The following is an 18,607-nucleotide window of genomic DNA, read 5'->3' on the forward strand; positions in this document are numbered from 1 at the left end:
GGCCGTCCAAAGCCGTGGCCACGCGGCCGGTTTGTGGAGGAATTTCGATGACGATCAGTGCGGATGCGCAGGAATTGGCAGCGCTGCGGTCGCTTTCGGCCGTCATCGGCAGCGACCCGCATCTGACCCAGGCCGCCGGCGGCAATACCTCGCTGAAAGCCGGCGACACGCTCTGGATCAAGGCCTCCGGTACCTGGCTGAAGGACGCGCTTACCGCAGACATCATGGTGCCGGTCAGCATCCCGCCATTGCTTGAAGCCATCGAACGGCGCGACTCGGCCGCCGAACAGCCGCAGGCCTTCGCCATCGGCGCCCTCAATCCACGCGGCTTGCGTCCGTCGATCGAGACCACGGTGCATGCGCTGATGCCGCAGCGCATCGTTCTGCATGTCCACTGCGTCGAGACCATTTCGCTGGCAGTGCAGGCCGATTGCGAGGCCGAGATCGCCAGGCGGCTCGATGGCCACCAATGGGCGTATGTTCCTTATCGCCGGCCGGGGCTGCCGCTCGCCCAGGGCATCGCCGAGCGCCTGCGGCCAGGCGTAGACATCCTGATCCTCGGCAATCACGGCCTGGTCGTTGCAGCCGAGACCGTCGCCGCGGCCGACATGCTGCTACGGCGCGTAACCCGGCTCTTGGCGCGGCCGCCGCGCCAGGTGGCAGAACCGGACATCGTGGCGCTGACGGCGCTCGCCGGCGGCAGCGGCTACAGACTGCCGGCCGACGTCGAGGCGCATGCGGTGGCGATCGACCCCGAATGCTGCCGCATGGCGGCAGGGGGCAGCCTCTACCCCGACCACGTCATCTTTCTCGGCGAGGGTTCGGTCGTGGCGAGACCGGACGAGGATGTGAAGCGCGTGATCGAGCGCTGCGGCGCCGCACCCGTGGCGATCCTGTTTCCCGGCCTTGGCGTGCTGATGCGCGGCGACGCCGGCGCCGGCGCCGACGCCATGCAGCGCTGCCTCGCCGACGTGACGGCGCGGGTCGATGTCGCTGCGAAGCTGAATTATCTGACAGCGGCGGAGAATGACGAACTGATCAACTGGGACGCCGAAAAATATCGCCAGAAACTCAATGCCGGAGGCAGCTGACATGCCGCGTTCGTCAAGTCCGCTATCAACTGGCCCGCTTGCCATCGGCATCGACATCGGCACATCCGGCGCGCGCGCCGTCGCAATGCGCCCGGACTTTTCCATCGCCGCGCATTCCGCAATTGCCCTTGAGCGATTTGGGCTGAACGGCCGCGACCCCGCCGTATGGTGGGAGGCGGTCGGCGCGACGTTGGCGGAAGTGCTCAAATGTATCGATCGCGCGGCAGTGCTCTCGATCGCCGTCGACGGTACGTCGGGCACGCTGCTGCCGGTCGACGGCTCCGGGCGGCCGCTGGCCGAACCGCTGATGTACAACGACAAGGTCGCCGACGACATTATTCTGACTGCAATAGCCGGCGCGGCACCGGCAACGAGCGCTGCACTTGGGGCGACGTCCGGTCTCGCCAAGGCGCTGTCTTTCCAGCACCTGCCCGGCGTCGCCACTGTGCTGCACCAGGCCGACTGGATCGCCGGACAGTTTTCCGGCCGCTTCGATGTCAGTGACGAGAACAACGCGCTGAAAACCGGCTACGACGTCGAGGCCCGGCGCTGGCCGGACTGGATCGCGGCGACCGGCATGCGCATGGAATTCCTGCCCCGAATCGTGCGGCCGGGCGATGTCACGGGCACGCTCACCGCCAGCGCTGCGAAAATGTTCGGCCTGCCGCGCGACGTGGTTGTCGTCGCCGGCACCACCGATGGATGCGCGTCGTTCCTGGCGACCGGTGCGACTGCCGCGGGCGCCGGCGTCACCGCGCTCGGCTCATCGCTGACCATCAAGATCCTCTCCGACCGGCCGATCTCGGCGCCGCAATTCGGCATCTACAGCCATAGGCTGGGAAACACCTACCTGGCGGGCGGTGCCTCGAACTCCGGCGGCAAGGTGCTGGCCCAGCATTTCCCCGTCGCCCGCATTGTCGAACTCAGCAAAAAGATCGACCCGGCGACAGAGACCGGCCTCGATTATTACCCGCTGCCGGCGCCGGGCGAACGCTTCCCCATAGCCGATCCGGCGCTGCCGCCCCGCCTCGAGCCGCGGCCCGCCGACGACGCCGATTATCTGAAAGCGATGTTCGAGGGTATTGCGGCGATCGAAGCGCTCGGCTATCGCCGGCTTGCCGAACTCGGCGCACCCCGGCTTACATCGGTCAGGAGCGTCGGCGGCGGTGCGGCCAATCCGGCCTGGACGGCGATCCGGCAGCGCAAGCTTGGCGTCGCTCTCGTGCCGGCTCTTTCGGAGGAGGCCGCCGCCGGCACGGCGCGGCTGGCGCTGATGGGCGCAGGCGCAGCGGGGCTTTTATGACGGCCAAGATAATTCAGCACCTCGACGGCATCGCCGCGCTGGCCGAGCGCTATCAGGTGTTCCTGCTCGACCAATTTGGTGTGCTGCACGACGGCACCAGCGCCTATCCAGGCGCTATCGAAGCCTTGTCGGCACTCAAGCGCGCCGGCAAGACCATCGTGCTGATCTCGAATTCCGGCAAGCGGGCGCAACCCAATGAGCGCCGCCTGCTGAAGCTCGGCTTCGCACCGGGAAGCTGGGACCATTTTGTCTCCTCCGGCGAGGTGGCGTGGCGCTCCTTCCACGAAATGGCGGCATCGGGGACCCTGCGCCCGCAGACAAAATGCCTGCTGATCAGCCGCGATAATGACCGTTCGGCTGTCGACGGCCTGCCCTTCGTCCTGGCCAAGGACGGCGACGATGCAGAACTGGTACTGATTTCCGCCAGCGAGGGCGATCGCTACGACCTCGACCATTATCGCCGGCTTCTCGGTCCGGCGGCGAAGCGCCAGGTGCCGTGCTTCTGCACCAACCCCGACAAGATCATGCTGACTGCCGTCGGGCCTTGCTTCGGCGCTGGCCGGCTGGCCGATCTCTATGAGAACCTCGGCGGCAGCGTCACCCGCATCGGCAAGCCCTATCCGCAGATATTCGAGGCAGCGCTGGCGCTGGCGGGCAACCCGGAGCGCGGCAACGCGGTCTGCGTCGGCGACAGCGTCGAGCACGACATCGCCGGCGGCAACGGCGTCGGCGTCGCGACGACGCTGGTCCTGTCCGGCATATTGGCGGAGACACCTGATCTGGAGACTGTTTTCGCCACGCTGAACGCCCGCCCCGACTACATCGCGGATAGCTTCAGGTTTCGCTGAATTGTTAATGCGAGACAAAGCTAATCGAGGTTGAAACGCCCGATCACCGGCACATGGTCGGAGGGCCGCTCCCAGCCGCGCGCCGGCCGCAGGATTTCATAGCCGGCAAACTGCGGCACCAGGTTTGGCGACGACCAGATATGGTCGAGGCGGCGGCCGCGATTTGACGCCTGCCAATCCTGTGCACGATAGCTCCACCAGGTGTAGAGCTTCTCCTCGTAGGGCACATTGAGCCGCATCAGGTCGACCCAGTCGCCGGCGAGCCGCATCGCTTCGAAATTTTCCGTCTCGACCGGCGTATGGCTGACGACGTTGAGCAGCTGCTTGTGCGACCAGACATCGTGCTCGAGCGGCGCGATGTTAAGATCGCCGACCAGGATCGAGCCGGAAACCTCGTCATGCTCGGCGCGGACGGCGTTCATCTCGGCAACAAAATCGAGCTTGTGCTTGAACTTCCGGTTGACGGCCGGGTCGGGCTCGTCGCCGCCGGCCGGCACGTAGAAATTGTGCAGCAGGATCGCCTTGCCGCCAGCCTTGACGGTGACCGACAGATGCCGGCTGTCGTCGATCTCGCAGAAGCGGCGCTTTTCGACCACCTCGATCGGCCGCCGTGGCACCGTCGCAACGCCGTGGTAGCCCTTCTGGCCATGGAAGGCGATGTGCTCGTAGCCAAGCTTGCGGAACGCCTTCTCCGGAAACAATTCGTCAGGAACCTTGGTTTCCTGCAGGCAGAGCACGTCCGGCGCCTGCTCGACCAGCAGACGCTCGACGATCGGCATGCGCAGCCGGACGGAGTTGATGTTCCAGGTAGCGACGGAAAACGGCATGTGGGGTTCCGGACAACGCAAGATCCGCCGGATGGCCCGACGGAAGTCAATCGCGGAAACTACTGCCAGCCGCGCACCGCAAAAACAAGCCGGCCGCGCCTTGGGGGCGCGGCCCATGACTTTCCAGAAATATCAATACAGGAACCAAGCCCAAGGTGTGCTGAGATTCAGGTCAGGCCGAGTCGGAGTCGAAGACGGGCGCGAAGCGACCAGAATGGTGGATTCCGAGAACCGGAGCGGAGCGTACTTTTGGGTACGTGAGCACCGGCCTACGCCGGCCGTAGCCTTAACTGCCACGACCGCTCATGAGTGCTTTGGCCGGCGAAGGCCGGAAGCGCAGGAAACCGCCGTTGCAGGCCGGCATCACCTGAATATCGACACACCTTAGCGCGACTTGGTGTTCAGTTCCCGGTTGGCCGTATAGTCGATGGCAAAGGTGTCGGGCGCGAAACTGACGCCCTCCTTGGTGTTGAAGATCATCACCGTCGTGTCCTTGCCTTGCGCATCGGTGATGGTCCACTGCCGCAATTCATAGGATTTCGGATCGAACATCATGGTGATCTTCGAATTGCCGAACACCGATTTGTCGGCAAGCTGGATGGTGGTGAGATCGTTTTCTTCCTTAACGCTTCTGACGCGTCCGCCCGACAGATCGATCTTGTCGTCGAGCAGCAGCTTCAGCGGTGTCTTCGACAGCGGGTAGAGGTCGGAGGTCCGCAGCTTCTTGTTGAGGATGACCACCGACTTGCCGTCGGAAATCACCCTGAAATTCGAGGCGCCGTCATAGTTGAAGCGGATCTTGCCCGGCCGTTCCAGAAAGAACTTGCCGCCGGTCTGCTCGCCCTTTGGCCCGAACTGCACGAACTCGCCGCTCATCGATTTGACCGAGGAGAAATGATCGGCGATCTTCTGCGCCGTCGCCGGAACCGCTGCTTGCGCCGACGCCAGCAGCTGGAAGCCGGGCACGACGTTGACGGCCGCGGCACCGGCCAGGACCAGACCGAGCACCTGTCGGCGGGTTGGGGCGAAATCCCTGCTCGGGGCGAAAGATGCGTTTTTCATGCCGGTCACCATCATCTGATTGCTTGCTCGTTATATTGGTCTGGCCCCCCAGTTGGGCTTAAGTTTGGCGGGCGCGCAGCGCTCATCCGTTGCAACGCGCCGAGAGGTTCAAAGTTGCCGGCGCGGATGCGCTCTAGAACTTGTCGTCCTCCGTCGGCACCAGGATTTCGCGTTTTCCGGCATGGTTGGCCGGGCCGACAATGCCTTCCTTCTCCATCTTCTCGATGATCGAGGCGGCGCGGTTGTAGCCGATGCCGAGCCGGCGCTGGATGTAGCTGGTCGAGGCCTTGCCGTCGCGCAGCACCACCGCGACCGCCTGGTCGTAGGGATCGTCGGAATCCTCGAAATTGCCGCCGTCGCCGCTGCTGCCACTGCCTTTGCCCGACGGCTCATCATCATCCTTGTCGTCATCCTCGGTGATGGCGTCGAGATATTCCGGCACGCCTTGCAATTTCAGATGCGCGACGATCCTCTCCACCTCGTCGTCGGAAACGAAGGGACCGTGCACGCGCTGGATGCGGCCGCCGCCGGCCATGTAGAGCATATCGCCCATGCCGAGCAGCTGTTCGGCGCCCTGCTCGCCCAGGATGGTGCGGCTGTCGATCTTCGATGTCACCTGGAAGGAGATGCGGGTCGGGAAGTTGGCCTTGATGGTGCCGGTGATGACGTCGACCGACGGCCGCTGCGTTGCCATGATGACATGGATGCCGGCGGCGCGCGCCATCTGCGCCAGGCGCTGCACTGCGCCTTCGATGTCCTTGCCGGCGACCATCATCAGATCGGCCATCTCGTCGATGATGACGACGATGTAGGGCATCGGCTCGAGGTCGAGGTTCTCCGTCTCGTAGATCGCTTCACCGGTCTGGCGGTCGAAGCCGGTCTGCACGGTGCGCGAGATTCTTTCGCCTTTTTTCTCGGCCTGCTGCACGCGCGCGTTGAAACCGTCGATGTTGCGGACGCCGACCTTCGACATTTTGCGGTAGCGGTCCTCCATCTCTCGCACGGTCCATTTCAGCGCCACCACCGCCTTCTTCGGATCGGTGACCACCGGCGTCAGAAGATGCGGGATGCCGTCATAGACCGAGAGTTCCAGCATTTTCGGATCGATCATGATCAGCCGGCAGTCCTGCGGCGTCAGCCGATAGAGCAGCGACAGGATCATGGTGTTGATGGCGACGGACTTGCCCGAGCCGGTGGTGCCGGCGACCAGCACGTGCGGCATCTTGGCGATGTCGACGATGACCGCCTCGCCATTGATGGTCTTGCCCAGCGCCAGCGCCAGCTTGGCCTTGGTGGTCTCGAAATCGCGGCTGGCCATGATCTCGCGCAAATAGACGGTCTCGCGCCTGGCGTTCGGCAATTCGATGCCGATGGCGTTGCGGCCAGGCACCACGGCGACACGGCAGGCGATGGCGCTCATCGAGCGGGCGATGTCGTCGGACAGGCCGATCACCCGCGACGATTTGATGCCGGGCGCGGGTTCCAGCTCGTAAAGCGTGACGACCGGACCCGGGCGCACATGGATGATTTCGCCCTTGACGCCGAAATCCTCCAGCACGCCCTCGAGCAGGCGGGCGTTCTGCTCCAGCGCGTCCTTCGACAGGCTGGCGTCGCGCACCACGTTCTTCGGTTCCGACAGGAAATGCAGTGACGGCATCTCGAATTTTTCCGAGCCGATCAGCGAGGTCTGCGCCTCGCGCTGGACCCGGGCGCCGGGTGCCGGCCGCGGCGCCGGCGCCTCGACGCGTGTCGCCGCATCGGAACGGAAGTTCTGCACCTTCGCCGTCGGCGCGGCGCGGCGTTGGCCGGCCGGCTCGGGCGCGAAATCCATGTCGTCGTCATTGTCGTCGTTATCGAAGACATCGGCATCGTCGGGGTCGATCGAGGCACTGCGGTCGTTGACCATGGCGGCGAAGAATTCCGGCTCGACGCGGGCGCGCCCGCCCGGGCTCATCCGCGCCTCGGCGAACTCGGCCGATTCGACCCGTTCTGCCGCCCGCCGCCAGGCGCTGGCCCGCGGCTCCATCTCCGGCTCGAAATCGTCGCGCTCGCGCCGGCGCGCGGCGCGGCGACGCAGATAGGCCCGCAGCGACAGCCACCAATGGGTGATGGCGCCAAGCGCCAATATGCCTTCGTCGCCCTCGTCCTCTTCATTGTCGAAAAGCAGGTCGTCCTGCGGATCGGCAGCAGTGTGCTGATCAAGCACGGCAAAGCCGTTCTTGCGTGAAATCAGCGCCGAACCATACAGAAACAGCCCCAGCGCCGGTGCTGCAAGGAGCACGGCAAGCACGCTGGCGACGAGGCCGGTCGGATAGCCGCCGATGACCAGGCCGGGAATGTTGAGCACCATGTCGCCAAAGACGCCGCCGAGGCCGGTCGGCAGCGGCCAGGTCTTGGGCGGCACCACACAGCCGGCAATTGCCGCGCCAAGCAGCGAAAACCCGAACCAGGCCAGCGCCCGTTTCGGCAGCCGGTCGACGCCGCGCGCGGTAAACAGCAGAAATCCCCAGATCACCGCCGGCACCAGCGCCGCAACGGCGGCGAGTCCGAAGAACTGCATGGCAATGTCGGAAAAGACGGCGCCGGCATAACCCATTGCATTGGTGACGATATTATCGGTGGCGTGCGAGAAGCTCGGATCGGCGACGTTCCAGGTGGCAAGGGCGGCGACGCCGAAGCCAACCAGAGCAAACAGCCCGGCACCGACCAGCCGCCCGACCTGGCGCCTCGCGAACGCCCGGATGCCGTGCCCCGTATCGGCCAGCGCAAACGGTGCTGAAGCCCCTGAACGCATGCTCTTCCTCGTCTGTCGTTGCCCGGCCGGGCGCGGACGCGCAACACGGCAGATTCGGCTGTCAGACTAGCGGCGGGAAGGTTAAGGGCGCATTAACCATGGGCAGCCTGCGTCTGCGGAACGGGCGCAGGATGTCATGCCTGACTTCCTGTTCAAACGCGGCGGTGATCCTGCGACAGGCATTGGCAACCACGCTGACTCGGCGAAAATGGCGGGCACGCTGGAGCCGCTGCGGCAGATGTTTCACGCCGCCGACGGATCGAGCACCTTGATCAAGCGATCGTGATCGAGCCGTCACGGCCATCCGCGCACAAAAAGAGGCCCGGAAGATTTCCGGGCCTCAAGGCGTGAGCCCTTGCGGGAGCATCACGACGGGATGGGACGTCGCGAGGCGGCCGAGGCCGCCCCGGACGAGCTTACGGGTGATAGGCCACTTCGCCGTGCGAGGTGAGATCGAGCCCCTCGCGCTCTGCATCGGCTGTCGGACGCAGGCCGACGATCAGGTCGACGATCTTGTAGAGGATCGCGCTGCCGATACCCGACCAGAGGATTGTCACCAGCACACCCTTGAACTGCGACATCAGCTGGGTGGCCGTGCCGGCGTAGCCGGCGGCGAAGTCGGCTGTCGAGTAATCGACGATGCCGGCGCCGCCGAGAGCGGGATTGACCAGGATACCGGTGCCGAGCGCGCCGATGATGCCGCCGATGCAGTGGATGCCGAAAACATCGAGGCTGTCGTCGTAGCCGAACTTGTTCTTCACCACCGAGACGAAGAAGTAGCAGACGCAAGTGGCGACGAGACCGAGCACGATGGCGCCCATCGGTCCGGCAAAGCCGGCGGCAGGTGTCACGGCGACGAGGCCGGTGACAGCACCCGAAACGGCGCCAAGCATGGATGCTTTGCCGCGCAGCAGCGTTTCAAGCACGATCCAGGTCACTGCCGCCGCCGCCGTGGCGACAAACGTATTGACCATGGCCAGCACGGCATAGGCGTTCGCTTCCAGGTTCGAACCGGCATTGAAGCCGAACCAGCCGACCCACAGCAGCGAGGCGCCGACCATGGTCAGCGTCATCGAGTGCGGCGCCATGACGTCCTTCTGGTAGCCGATACGCTTGCCGATCATCAGCGCGCCGACAAGGCCGGCAATGCCTGCATTGATGTGAACGACGGTGCCGCCGGCGAAGTCGATGGCGCCGAAGCCGAAGATGAGACCCGACGGATCGCTATAAGCGCTCGGGCCGCCCCAGAACCACACCATGTGCGCGATCGGGAAATATACGAAGGTGACCCAGAGGATGGTGAAAAGGATCACGGCGGAGAACTTGATGCGTTCGGCGAAAGCGCCGACGATCAGGGCAGGCGTGATGCAGGCGAAGGTCATCTGGAAGAGAACGAACACCAGTTCGGGAATGGCCACGCCCTTGGTGAAGGTTTCGGACACCGTCGTCACGTCGACGCCGGCCAGAAACATCTTGGAAAGGCCACCGACGAAGGCGTTGCCGGGGGTGAAGGCCAGGCTGTAGCCGTAGAAAACCCAGACGATCATGACCACGCTGGTGATGGTGAAGACCTGCATCAGCACCGACAGCATATTCTTGGCGCGAACCAGGCCACCGTAGAAAAGGGCAAGGCCGGGAATGGTCATCAGCAGCACCAGAATAGTGGAGATCATCATCCACGTCGTGTCGCCCTTGTCGATGGTGAATGCCGGCGCCGCTGCCGGTGCTGCCGGAGCCGCTTCCTGAGCGAACGCAGCAACCGTGCCCAGTGCAGCGAGAGCGAGCGAACCCAAAACGGCCGCGCGTCCCGTTATCTTCAAGGTGGAAGGAATATTCATTGAACTCTCCATTGGAATACGTGTCCGCGGCTCAAAGCGCGTCGGTGTCTGTTTCGCCGGTGCGAATGCGCACCGCCTGGTCGATGCCGAAGACGAAGATCTTGCCGTCGCCGATCTGACCGGTCTTGGCCGCCGCGGTGATGGCTTCGACGGCCTTGTCGACCATGTCGACGGCGACCGCGACTTCGATCTTGATCTTCGGCAGGAAGCTGACCGCGTATTCCGCCCCGCGATAGATTTCCGTGTGCCCCTTCTGACGTCCGTAGCCTTTTACTTCGGTGACGGTCAGGCCTTGGATGCCGACTGCGGTGAGCGCCTCGCGCACCTCGTCGAGCTTGAACGGCTTTATGATTGCCATCACGATCTTCATAAGGTTTCACCCTTTGCTGTTGCGGGTCCCCGCGTTTGCACGACTTCGCCGATCCCCATGAGAGCCGGAGAGTGCCCGCTAGGATTCAAGCTCCGTGCCAATTGCCGAAGCAGGGTGTTAAGTTGTTGTTAAACAACGAAATCGGGAAGGTTTGTCGGCTGCCTGTTCACAGTCGCGTCAATGCAAATGATTAAAAAATAGGCAAAATTCGAAAAATGCCTACTCGGCAGGCGGCCGCTTCAGCCGGATGAGTCCTTCTTGGGCAACCGAGGCGATCAACGTGCCGTCGCGGGCAAACAGCGAGCCGCGGGTAAAGCCACGCGATCCTTGCGTCGACGGGCTGTCCTGCGTGTACAGCATCCAGTCGTCGAGCGGGTGGCTGCGATGGAACCACATGGCGTGGTCGAGGCTCGCTGCCTGGATGTCGCGATCGAAAATGGCGCGGCCGTGGGCAAAAGTCGAGGTGTCGAGCAACGTCATATCGGAGAGGTAAGCGAGCACGGCCGCCTGCGTGGCGCGGTCGGCCGGCACCGGGCCGGTGGTGCGGATCCAGATGTTCTGCTTCGGCTCGAGCTTTTCCCGGCTGGTGTAATGCTTCAGCATCACCGGCTTCATCTCGATCGGCCGGTCGCGCTCCCAATAGCGCTTGATGCCGTCGGGCACGGCTTCGCCGAACTTGCCCAGCAATTCGCGCTGCGACAGCAATGTGTCGGGCGCCGGCACGTCCTGCGGCATCGGCACCTGATGTTCCAGGCCGACCTCATCCTGCTGGAATGAGGCTTCCAGCGAAAAGATCGCCTGGCCGTGCTGGATCGCGACGACGCGGCGCGTGGTGAAGGAGCCGCCGTCACGGATGCGGTCGACCTCGTAGATGATCGGCACCTTGGTGTCGCCCGGTCGCATGAAATAGCCATGCAGCGAGTGCACATGGCGCTCGGCCTCGACCGTTCGCTGCGCGGCGACAAGCGCCTGGGCGATGGTCTGGCCGCCGAAGATGCGCTGCCAGTCGAGCTTGGGGCTGCGACCGCGATACAGGTTGTGTTCCAGCTGCTCGAGGTCGAGAATGCCGAGAAGCTCGTCCATGGCTGCCGTCATCTTGACCTCGCCGCAAAATTACCATGGCGGTTTCCGACAGGAACAGCGGGCAGTCAAGGGCGGAATGCCCGGCGACAGTCAGCTGCGAAAGGAATTGCCATGGTCGACAGCAAGAATTCGCTCGACGTTCTGGTCGCCGGCGCCGGCTATATCGGCCTGGCCGCCGCCGTGTCGCTGAAGCAGGCGCGGCCGAGCCTCGCCGTTGCCGTCGTCGACGCAGCACCCGCCGGCGTCTGGCAGAAGGACGGCCGCGCCTCGGCGATTGCAGCCGCCGCGTGCCGCATGCTCGACCAGCTCGGCGTCTGGAACGAGATAGCGCCGGAGGCGCAGGCGATCACCGAAATGACCGTCACCGATTCGCGCACAACGGATCCGGTCCGTCCGGTGTTCCTCACCTTCGACGGCGAGGTCGCGCCCGGCGAACCCTTTGCGCATATGGTCGCCAACAAGGATTTGAACGGCGCCTTGCGCCGGCGCGCCGAACAGCTCGGCATCGGCATCATCGAGGGCGTCGCCGTCCGCGCCTTCGATACCAACGGCGCCGGCATCACCGTGCATCTTGCCGATGGCGCGACGCTTAAGGCGCGGCTGCTGGTCGCCGCCGACGGCGTCAACTCGAAGCTGCGCGACATGGCCGGCATCAAAACGGTGAAATGGGAGTATGGCCAGTCCGGCATCGTCTGCACGGTGGCGCATGAGCGGCCGCACAACGGCCGCGCCGAAGAGCATTTTCTTCCGGCCGGCCCCTTTGCCACGCTGCCACTCAAGCCGGGCAAGGACGGCACCAACCGTTCGTCGATCGTCTGGGTCGAACGGTCGCAGGATGCCGAAAAGCTGGTCGCAGGCGACACCCTGATCCTGGAGTATGAGCTCGAGCACCGCTTTGGCCTCAAGCTCGGCGAAATCCATATCGCCGACAAGCCCCGCGCCTGGCCGCTCGGGCTGACCATTGCGCGCGCCTTCGTCGCGCCGCGCATCGCCTTGGCCGGCGACGCCGCCCACGGCATCCACCCGATCGCCGGCCAGGGCCTCAATCTGGGCTTCAAGGACGTGGCGGCACTTGCTGAGGTGGTGGTCGAGGCCGACCGGCTCGGCCAGGACATCGGCGCGCTCGACGTGCTTGAGCGCTACCAGCAATGGCGGCGCTTCGACACGGTGCAGATGGGCATCACCACCGATGTGCTGAACCGGCTGTTTTCCAACGATTTCGGCCCGCTGCGTACGTTGCGCGACGTCGGTCTTGGCCTTGTCGAACGCATGCCGCGGCTGAAGGGGTTCTTCATCCGCCAGGCGTCAGGTCTGTCCGGCGACACGCCGAAGCTGTTGAAGGGCGAGGCGATCTGATCCATCTCACAGACATGCCAGGATGTGTTGAGATTCAGGTCAGGCCGAGCCGGAGTCGAAGACGGGGCGCGAAGCGACCAACAGTGGCTTCCGAGAACCGGAGCGGAGCGTGCGTTTGGGTACGTGAGAATAGGAAGCGCAGGAAGCCACCCTTTGCAGGCCGGCATCACCTGAATATCAGCACACCCTAATTGACCTCGAAACCGAGCTTCTGGCGCAGCCGGAGCATGCGCTGGTCGGAAATCTGCTGGCTTTGCCCGCCGACTTCCGTGACACGGCTGACCATCTGTAGCAGATCGTTCCTTTCAGCCGCGTCGAGGCGTTCGCGCAGGAACGGTGCCAGCTTGTCGATGACGACCGTGGCATCGTCGATTTGCGAGGCCGCCCATTTGGCGTAGATCACCGCTTCATCGGTCTGCTTTTTGTCGGCAATCTCCGAGATCACCGATCGAATGGCAGCTTCGCGTTGCGGCAGCACCGGACCATGCTCGGAAACAATGGCGGTGATCAGCGTCGCCGCCGCCACGACCGGATCGTCGATCGCCGTCAACGGCGAGAGCGCCGCCTGCTTGCGCAGTTTCTTGCGGCGGACATTGCCCTGGACGCGGCCAACGACGTCGGCAACCTCACGCGCCGCGTCGTTCATGGTCTTCAGCCGGTACCACCAGAACGCCGCTGCCCCCAGCAGGCCGATTGCAGCAATCAATATATGCATGCCCAAGATCCCCAATCTCAGGCGACGATAAGAGAAGTGTCGTTTCGCTTCAACACGCAAAAGTTGCGCCAATTGAAGAAAACGAAAGCCTGCGCCAGTCGCCGGCCGCCGACATCTCTACGACCCCGGCACATTGTAGATCGCCCGCACCTCGATCGTGCCGATTTCTGCCAGCGGAATGCCGCCGGCGATCTCCAGCGCCTCGTCGACGTCCCCGGCCTCGATCATGACGAAACCGAGCAACTGCTCCTTGGTCTCGGCGAAGGGGCCGTCCGTGACCAGCCGCTTGCCTTTGCGCCGGCGCACGGTTTTCGACGTCTGCACCGATTGCAGCGCCTGCGCGATGATCAGCCGGCCGCTTTGTGCCACCGACCTGTCATAGGCCAGCGAATCGGCGTCGAGCTTGGCCAGCCTCGCAGGCGTCATTGCGTAGAGATCTTTTTCTTCGCCGTAGACCAGGCAAACGTATTTCATCTTTACCTCCATTCCTGGGTTGAAGCGGCAGCCGAGGCTAGGGAAATCTCGGCCGGGCCTTTGCCCGCTGTATGATCGAGCCCCGCTGCATAATCCAGAAAGGACACCGCAATCCCGATAATGGCAATCGCCGCAAGCAGCCGGCCGAAGCCGGAAGGCGGCACGCGCGACCAGTCGGCTTGTTGTTCACCGGCCCTGTGGCTGGTGTTTGTCCAGTGAGCAGAAAACAGATTGTTCATGTGGTCCTCCATCCGGCCACCAATTCCATGGCCGCCCGCAGGACGGTCGGGGCAGATGGAAGTCGACATTTTTGCACGCATATTTTTTTCGCGATTTTTTCCCGAGCGATTTTTTGCTTGACCATGATGTGTCACGCTGCCGCCGATACGAAAGCGCGGGTGGCCTTCGCTCCAGCGCGCGCTATAGTCGACTGGATGCCGATCACGGGCTCAATCACGACAATCAAGGAGGAATTGATGGACCGCACCGCCAACGCCGTTTGGAAAGGCACTTTCAAGGAAGGCAAAGGCACGCTCGAAACCCAGAGCGGGACGCTGAAAGGTACGCCCTATTCTGCCAAGATGCGTTTTGAGGACGAGAGCGGCAAATCCGGCACCAACCCGGAAGAGCTGATCGCCGCCGCCCATGCCGGCTGCTACGCCATGCAGCTTTCGCATTTCCTCGCCGAGAACGGCACTCCGGCTGCCGAGCTCGACGCCAAGGCCGTGGTAACGCTGGTCCCCGGCACCGGCATCACCGGCAGCGCGATCACGCTGGTCGGCAAGGTGCCGGGCATCGATGCCGCCAAGTTCAAGGAACTGGCCGAAAAGGCCAAGGCCGAATGCCCAGTCTCGAAAGCGCTCGGCGCCATCAAAGTATCGCTCGACGCCAGGCTCGGGTGAGCCGTAAGCAAACCTGCATCGAACAGCCGGTCGATGATTGGCGACAGCATAGCGGCCATCCGATCTCCCTTGCGGGGGGCTGGCAGGATAGAGGGAAGATCGCGGCTTTATTCCAGCTTGGGTTGCTCGCCCCACGACAGTGGGGAGAGGTGTCTCGGCGAAGCCGAGACCGAGAGGGGAACCGCGCTATATGAAGCCCCCTCTCGGGCCGCTGCGCGGCCACCTCTCCCCCGCTTCGCGGTGGGCGAGGAACCCAGTCTTGAGAGTCGGGGGCCCCACGGGCTCCCATCATGCCCGGGCGTAACCCAATGTCAGTTCTTTAAGGCCGCAGCGCGCACGTCCGACGGCGTCGCGTCATAGCGCCGGCGGAACGCCCGGTTGAAATAGGAAAGGTCGTTGAAGCCGGCATCGAAGGCGATTGCCGTGATGCTGCGGTCGGCATGAGAAGGATCGCCCAGCATGCGATGCGCGCGCACTAGCCGCTGGCGCAGCATGAAGTCCGACAGCGACGTGCCTTCGCTCTCGAACAGCTTTCGCACATAGCGGGCGCAGAGATGGTGGCGGGCGGCGATGTCTTCCGCCGACAGCTCGCCGTGCCCGCCATGGGCGAGGATATCGGCCTTGATGGCGCGCAATCGCGCCACCCGCACGCCGCGGCCACGCGCGATTTCGGCCGCATCCCTGGTCGCCCCCATGGCAAGCGCGGCAAGGTCGAAAATGTGAGTCACGGCCAGCTGCCAGGTTTCCGGCGTCAGCGCATCGTCTGCATCCTGGATCGACTGGACATAGTCGAGCAGCAGCCGCATCGCCCCGCTCGTGGTCGGCAACGGCTGCATAAGCACCGAAGCCGGATCGCCGATCAGCGGCGAAAGCTGCCTCAGCGAGAAGCTCATATTGACGAAGCGCATGCCGCCCGGCTGGATGAGGTTGAGGCCGACCTCTTCGCCGCTCATCATCAGCGCCCGGCCGTTGCCGATCGGTTCCTCGCGGCCGCGATGCTTCATGACGCTCGCGCCATCGAGCGCCGCCAACAGGATGAGGTCGTCGCTGTCGATCAGCGGCATCGAGTGATGCGCCCGGAATTCCGAGGAAGTGCCGGTGGCAATGCCGAGGCCGGGCAGCGCACGCACTTTCATGTCGACACGCGTCGGTGCGAGCGGATCGAGCTCGATCTTGAGGACCGTGCGGCCGTAGACCTCGCGCATCACCTCGACGCGATCTTGCTCCGGAAACGCGTCCGTCATCAGCCTGAACGAGGTCGTCGCATTCATCGGCATCCCCCAGCCCGAGAGCGCGCTGATATGCGCCGAGCCCCCTGAAACGTCAATACAGGGCCGTTTAGGCCGTTTTTAGGGCCGTCTCGTCCAAGCCGGCTTGTCTCATCAAACGTAGTTTGCAGCCCGTTTCCAAAACCGGAAATCCATCGGCAATGACCACAGGGGGTTCGATGTATCACCTGCAACTGTTCAGGACGCTGTCGGCGCTCGCCTCGGCGGGCTTCAATCCGCGTGTCTATCTCCTGTCGCTTGGGCTCGGAAAAACCGCCACCGATCATCGCGACCTGAAGCTGCCGCCGCGCATCGGGGAGCGTCAGCCATGAGCCTGCGACATGCCTTTTTGGCGGCGCCGATGCTGTGCCTTGGCCTTTCCGGCTGCGTCGGCCTCAATCCGATTTCCGCGGCTGTCGGCCTCGGCGGCATGGCGGCGGCAAACTCCATCGGCATGGCGCAATCGGGTGTCATCAGCCCGCAGGAGCAGGCGAAATATGCCGGCATGTCCTGTGCCGAGTTGCGGCAACAGGCCGCCGGCTACGAGGAGGCCAAGAACCATGGGCCTTCGCTGAAGAAATATGGCGGCATGGCACCTCCCGGCAAAATGGCGATCGTCAACAATGTCATAGCCACGCGGCTTGCCCATCTGCACAAGCTTATCGCGAGCAAGGGATGCTGACCGGCTCCTTACCCGCGCGCCTGGCGGTTTTTGTCACACTGGCGGGCCTGACCGGTTGACTGGCCGTCGGCGCGGCCGATGCCGCCGGCCAAGGCAAGGGGCAGACAGCCCGTTCGCGCCAGGGCTCGATACCACCAGCACTTGTCGGCAAATGGGGCTTTGCAGTCGCCAGCGGCGATTATTGCACGACGCTCGGCCACTGTGCGCCGGGCAGCGGCGGCAGCATCTCCTTCACCTTCGGCGCCAACGGGCGCACGCAATATGCGCTGTTCGAATCCTCGCTGGTCGACGGCTGCGGCCAGATCCAGTCACTGACGCTGAAGACCGGCACGACAAGAGTGCAAGGCTCGACGCTGGTCTTCACGCCGAAGGCCGGCACCTACAAATCCGTCAATGGCTGCCGGCCCGATCTGACCGGCACCTGGAAGTTTGGTGCCGGCGACCTGAAGCCGGTCTCGCTGAGTTGGCAGCTGAATGGCCGGCAGTTGCGGCTGGTCGATCCTGGGGGCGAGGCGAACGGCGTCTACAGCAGGAGATGAGGTCGCGATTCAGTGCCCCTCGCCGGTCAGCGCGTCGAGGCGGGCGCGCAATGCCGCGACCTCCTGCTCGAGGGCCTGCACGCGCATTTCCAGATCCGAGGCCGGCAAGGGCGATTGCTGGGGCGCCGCGGCAGCCGACAGCTGCACCGGCCCGCTGAGCAGTTGGACATAACGGTCCTCGCGCTGGCCCGGGCCGCGGTCGATCTGCTGCACCAGCGGCGGCCTGCGGCCGATCAGCAGATCGAGATTGCCGCGAAGCTCGTCGATCGACGGCAACCGTGCCATGCGCTCGCTTCGCGCCAGCAGTTCATAGGCCGTCTGCGGGCCGCGCAGCAGCAACAGGCCGAGCAGCGCGATCTGCGCCGAGGTCAGGGAAAAGCGCTGCGCCACGACATGCTCATAGCGCTCGACGCGCGACGCGAACACCTGCCTGACCAGGCCCTTCTGCTCGAGCTGGCCAAGCGCCCTTCTAACCTCGGCAAGCTCGACCGACATTACCGGCTCGCGCGCCGTCTTCTGGTTGGCCGCGGCAAGTGCCGCATTGAGCGTCAGCGGATAGACGTCGGGCGTCAGCTCCTTCTTCTCGATCAGGCAGCCGAGCACACGCGCCTCGATGGGGGAGAGGATGGGAAGCTCATCGCTCATTGAAGTTCAGCCTCCCGGCGGTAAAAGTCGGTTGCAAGGACACGGTTTCGCGCCTGGCGGGCTTCATCCCGGATCACGCCGGCAAGGTTCATTTCGTGGTGACCATAGCGCGCCTCAAGATAGCGCGCGATCGCCGTCGGGATGAGACCGGTCCCCATTTCCCGCGTCTGGCTTTTCCGGTCGATCAGGCTGCGGATTTCATCGCTTGCCTGCGCTGGCATCTCGATCTGGTCGATGCACTCGCCAAGGTTCATCGGCGGTAGACCGGCGAGGCCGCGCTGCTCCATCCAGTCCAACGCGACCAGTGGTCGAATGAGATAGAACAGCTTCTTCAGCTTCACCTCGCCGGAAAAGCTGCCGATCTTGGCAACATGTGAACGCGCCAGGCCGAGATAGTGACGCGCTACTTTTGCCGGATCGACGATCTCGGCAAGCAGGTCGAGAAGGCGCCGCCGAAATCCCGTGACCTCTTCGTAGACGATTGATGATTTTGCCCATTCGACGATGACGGCATTGCCGCCGAGCCCGAGCAGCAAGGCCTTGCGCAGATCCCAGCCACCGGCATCGATCTCGCCTTCGATGGGAAATTCGATCACGTCGCGTGCCTGTTCCAACACAAGGTGATCCGATGCCGGCCTGACATAGACGAAACGGCAGTCATAGTCGCTGTCGGGAGACGGGAACCCCCAGGCGCGGCTTCCGCTTTCGATGGCGAACAGGATCGTCACGCCTTGCGTTCGCACGACATCGAGTCGCGCCCGGATCGCCGCGACGGCGTCAGATGAAAAATCGGCAGGTAGCTGCTTCATC

Annotated in this window: 21 protein-coding genes; 9 read left to right on the forward strand and 12 right to left on the reverse strand. The window is 64.0% G+C overall.

Annotation, left to right across the window (positions count from 1 at the left end):
• Nucleotides 1–47 precede the first annotated feature (47 nt).
• The 3 genes from NKH71_RS08610 to NKH71_RS08620 are packed head-to-tail and all read left to right on the forward strand — an operon-like array spanning nucleotide 48 to nucleotide 3,242.
• Nucleotides 48–1,091 (forward strand): class II aldolase/adducin family protein, encoded by a 1,044-nt coding sequence (locus tag NKH71_RS08610; protein ID WP_352894749.1) that lies wholly within the window; start codon nucleotides 48–50, stop codon nucleotides 1,089–1,091.
• A 1-nt stretch (nucleotide 1,092) separates the two neighbouring features.
• Nucleotides 1,093–2,394, forward strand: a complete 1,302-nt coding sequence (locus tag NKH71_RS08615) for an FGGY-family carbohydrate kinase (protein ID WP_031194647.1) — start codon at nucleotides 1,093–1,095, stop codon at nucleotides 2,392–2,394.
• Complete coding sequence (locus tag NKH71_RS08620) at nucleotides 2,391–3,242, forward strand: TIGR01459 family HAD-type hydrolase (protein WP_023721395.1); 852 nt, start codon at nucleotides 2,391–2,393, stop codon at nucleotides 3,240–3,242. The genes NKH71_RS08615 and NKH71_RS08620 overlap by 4 nt, the downstream gene beginning before the upstream one ends.
• 20 nt (nucleotides 3,243–3,262) lie before the next feature.
• Here the strand turns inward: NKH71_RS08620 and NKH71_RS08625 are convergent, their stop codons facing one another.
• The 3 genes from NKH71_RS08625 to NKH71_RS08635 all read right to left on the reverse strand — a co-directional run bounded on the left by NKH71_RS08625 (nucleotide 3,263) and on the right by NKH71_RS08635 (nucleotide 7,925).
• Nucleotides 3,263–4,069 (reverse strand): exodeoxyribonuclease III, encoded by an 807-nt coding sequence (locus NKH71_RS08625; protein WP_352894750.1) that lies wholly within the window; start codon nucleotides 4,067–4,069, stop codon nucleotides 3,263–3,265.
• A 384-nt stretch (nucleotides 4,070–4,453) separates the two neighbouring features.
• Entirely contained in the window at nucleotides 4,454–5,131 is a 678-nt protein-coding gene (locus NKH71_RS08630; RefSeq protein WP_023721397.1) for an outer membrane lipoprotein carrier protein LolA, read from the reverse strand.
• A 133-nt stretch (nucleotides 5,132–5,264) separates the two neighbouring features.
• The gene (locus NKH71_RS08635; RefSeq protein ID WP_352548542.1) at nucleotides 5,265–7,925 is read right to left on the reverse strand and encodes an FtsK/SpoIIIE family DNA translocase; all 2,661 of its coding nucleotides are present in this window, start codon (nucleotides 7,923–7,925) and stop codon (nucleotides 5,265–5,267) included.
• A 136-nt stretch (nucleotides 7,926–8,061) separates the two neighbouring features.
• On the opposite strand from NKH71_RS08635, the gene NKH71_RS08640 reads away from it, so the two are divergent.
• Nucleotides 8,062–8,211 carry a hypothetical protein gene (locus NKH71_RS08640; RefSeq protein WP_023722684.1) on the forward strand — a complete coding sequence of 50 codons (150 nt, stop codon included), beginning with the start codon at nucleotides 8,062–8,064 and terminating at the stop codon, nucleotides 8,209–8,211.
• Between the two features lie 130 nt (nucleotides 8,212–8,341).
• Here the strand turns inward: NKH71_RS08640 and NKH71_RS08645 are convergent, their stop codons facing one another.
• The 3 genes from NKH71_RS08645 to tesB form a co-directional block, all read right to left on the reverse strand.
• On the reverse strand, nucleotides 8,342–9,763 hold the full coding sequence (locus tag NKH71_RS08645; RefSeq protein ID WP_023722685.1) for an ammonium transporter: 1,422 nt from the start codon (nucleotides 9,761–9,763) through the stop codon (nucleotides 8,342–8,344).
• Between the two features lie 31 nt (nucleotides 9,764–9,794).
• Nucleotides 9,795–10,133, reverse strand: coding sequence for a P-II family nitrogen regulator (locus NKH71_RS08650; RefSeq protein ID WP_023679755.1), 339 nt, complete (start codon nucleotides 10,131–10,133; stop codon nucleotides 9,795–9,797).
• A 219-nt stretch (nucleotides 10,134–10,352) separates the two neighbouring features.
• Nucleotides 10,353–11,228: an acyl-CoA thioesterase II gene (gene tesB, locus NKH71_RS08655; protein WP_023722686.1), complete on the reverse strand. Its 876-nt coding sequence runs from the start codon at nucleotides 11,226–11,228 to the stop codon at nucleotides 10,353–10,355.
• Between the two features lie 99 nt (nucleotides 11,229–11,327).
• Between tesB and NKH71_RS08660 the strand changes: the two genes are divergently transcribed.
• Entirely contained in the window at nucleotides 11,328–12,572 is a 1,245-nt protein-coding gene (locus NKH71_RS08660) for a ubiquinone biosynthesis hydroxylase (protein WP_023722687.1), read from the forward strand.
• 187 nt (nucleotides 12,573–12,759) lie between these two features.
• Here the strand turns inward: NKH71_RS08660 and NKH71_RS08665 are convergent, their stop codons facing one another.
• The 3 genes from NKH71_RS08665 to NKH71_RS08675 all read right to left on the reverse strand — a co-directional run bounded on the left by NKH71_RS08665 (nucleotide 12,760) and on the right by NKH71_RS08675 (nucleotide 14,000).
• Nucleotides 12,760–13,287 (reverse strand): hypothetical protein, encoded by a 528-nt coding sequence (locus NKH71_RS08665; protein WP_023722688.1) that lies wholly within the window; start codon nucleotides 13,285–13,287, stop codon nucleotides 12,760–12,762.
• A 117-nt stretch (nucleotides 13,288–13,404) separates the two neighbouring features.
• Nucleotides 13,405–13,761 carry a YciI family protein gene (locus NKH71_RS08670; protein ID WP_031195230.1) on the reverse strand — a complete coding sequence of 119 codons (357 nt, stop codon included), beginning with the start codon at nucleotides 13,759–13,761 and terminating at the stop codon, nucleotides 13,405–13,407.
• A 2-nt stretch (nucleotides 13,762–13,763) separates the two neighbouring features.
• Nucleotides 13,764–14,000, reverse strand: coding sequence for a hypothetical protein (locus NKH71_RS08675; protein ID WP_031195231.1), 237 nt, complete (start codon nucleotides 13,998–14,000; stop codon nucleotides 13,764–13,766).
• 237 nt (nucleotides 14,001–14,237) lie between these two features.
• Here NKH71_RS08675 and NKH71_RS08680 point away from each other — a divergent pair, with 237 nt between their 5' ends.
• Entirely contained in the window at nucleotides 14,238–14,663 is a 426-nt protein-coding gene (locus NKH71_RS08680) for an OsmC family protein (RefSeq protein WP_031195232.1), read from the forward strand.
• Between the two features lie 311 nt (nucleotides 14,664–14,974).
• Here NKH71_RS08680 and NKH71_RS08685 read toward each other — a convergent pair whose 3' ends face one another.
• Nucleotides 14,975–15,934 (reverse strand): helix-turn-helix transcriptional regulator, encoded by a 960-nt coding sequence (locus NKH71_RS08685; RefSeq protein ID WP_352548540.1) that lies wholly within the window; start codon nucleotides 15,932–15,934, stop codon nucleotides 14,975–14,977.
• A gap of 158 nt (nucleotides 15,935–16,092) precedes the next feature.
• Here NKH71_RS08685 and NKH71_RS08690 point away from each other — a divergent pair, with 158 nt between their 5' ends.
• The 3 genes from NKH71_RS08690 to NKH71_RS08700 all read left to right on the forward strand — a co-directional run bounded on the left by NKH71_RS08690 (nucleotide 16,093) and on the right by NKH71_RS08700 (nucleotide 17,152).
• Nucleotides 16,093–16,263 carry a hypothetical protein gene (locus NKH71_RS08690; protein ID WP_198030578.1) on the forward strand — a complete coding sequence of 57 codons (171 nt, stop codon included), beginning with the start codon at nucleotides 16,093–16,095 and terminating at the stop codon, nucleotides 16,261–16,263.
• Nucleotides 16,260–16,613 (forward strand): hypothetical protein, encoded by a 354-nt coding sequence (locus NKH71_RS08695; protein WP_023722694.1) that lies wholly within the window; start codon nucleotides 16,260–16,262, stop codon nucleotides 16,611–16,613. The genes NKH71_RS08690 and NKH71_RS08695 overlap by 4 nt, the downstream gene beginning before the upstream one ends.
• A gap of 338 nt (nucleotides 16,614–16,951) precedes the next feature.
• Complete coding sequence (locus tag NKH71_RS08700; RefSeq protein ID WP_023722696.1) at nucleotides 16,952–17,152, forward strand: hypothetical protein; 201 nt, start codon at nucleotides 16,952–16,954, stop codon at nucleotides 17,150–17,152.
• Between the two features lie 9 nt (nucleotides 17,153–17,161).
• Here the strand turns inward: NKH71_RS08700 and NKH71_RS08705 are convergent, their stop codons facing one another.
• On the reverse strand, nucleotides 17,162–17,797 hold the full coding sequence (locus tag NKH71_RS08705) for a YceH family protein (protein ID WP_023722697.1): 636 nt from the start codon (nucleotides 17,795–17,797) through the stop codon (nucleotides 17,162–17,164).
• Nucleotides 17,794–18,606, reverse strand: coding sequence for a nucleotidyltransferase domain-containing protein (locus tag NKH71_RS08710; protein WP_023722698.1), 813 nt, complete (start codon nucleotides 18,604–18,606; stop codon nucleotides 17,794–17,796). Before NKH71_RS08710 ends, NKH71_RS08705 begins: the two co-directional genes overlap by 4 nt.
• Between the last annotated feature and the right edge of the window lies 1 nt (nucleotide 18,607).

The sequence above is a fragment of the Mesorhizobium sp. M0983 genome, assembly GCF_040318975.1.
GTDB lineage: Bacteria > Pseudomonadota > Alphaproteobacteria > Rhizobiales > Rhizobiaceae > Mesorhizobium.